General features: G+C 46.6%; 2 protein-coding genes. Both read left to right on the top strand.

Annotation, left to right across the window (positions count from 1 at the left end; genetic code table 11):
- A partial coding sequence (locus ACFILY_RS09425; protein ID WP_375673365.1) for a baseplate J/gp47 family protein occupies positions 1-463 on the top strand: 463 nt, incomplete at its 5' end.
- On the top strand, positions 463-869 hold a 407-nt coding region (locus ACFILY_RS09420; protein ID WP_375673364.1), incomplete at its 3' end, for a phage tail protein. The genes ACFILY_RS09425 and ACFILY_RS09420, both read left to right, overlap by 1 nt.

Genomic DNA, 869 nt, shown 5'->3' with positions numbered 1-869 from the left:
CTCAAGCGATATCCATGTCAAAGATGCTTTTGTTTATCGTGAGGGTAAAAGTCCGCTTATTCATGTTGCGCTTTTTAGTGACGCTCCTTCAGGGGTGGCTGATGAGGCTTTAATTGCAAAGGTGCAAGCAGCCCTTGATGCCCCCCATGTTAAAATGACCAATGACCACATCCTTGTGAAAAGCGCGGTACAGCGGATGATCAATGTTTCTGCTGATTTTTGGTTGTTACCGGATGAAGGCTCCTTTGTTTTGGAAAGAGCGGAGCAGAAATTAAGAGCAGAATGGGCGCGTGCGCAAAGGCTTGGGCGTGATTTGTCTTTAAGTTGGATACTAAGCCGCTTGATGGTTGAGGGCGTTCACCATGTGAACATAACGCAACCTTTTGAGGATATTTTGGTCGCACCTGATGAAGCAGTCGCACTAGGGGATATTGTTTTGTTTGAACGGGGGCGTGCTTATTGATGCTTTCCTCACTTTTGCCCCCGAATTCGAGCTTGTTTGAACGTTGTCTTGCTGACGCAATGGCTTTCGACCCTCACGTTAAAACGGCACTCGAAGAAATACCTCGCGCGAAATTTATCACGCGTCCGCCTTCTTGGTTGCCCTTTTTAATAGACGAATATGGCTTACAAGAATTAAACCCTTATTTCTCTAACCTTTATGATTTAATTGATCAGGGTCTTGCATGGCAAAATATTCGCGGCTCCCTTGCGGCAATAGAGATAGGGCTTGAATGGCTAGGGATTTCGGCACGCTTTCAACCCGCCTGGACGGGGCGAGCATGGTGGAATTCCTTTCAACTTGATTTTGATCAGTTGCCTGAACGCAAAAGCCTTGAAGCCATTGAAGCGATTACCGACCTTTCCAA

The organism is Bartonella sp. CL25QHWL (assembly GCF_042195335.1).
Classification (GTDB): domain Bacteria; phylum Pseudomonadota; class Alphaproteobacteria; order Rhizobiales; family Rhizobiaceae; genus Bartonella.
The sequence above is the reverse complement of the archived record's forward strand: the minus strand, read 5'-3'. Positions and strand labels throughout refer to the sequence as shown.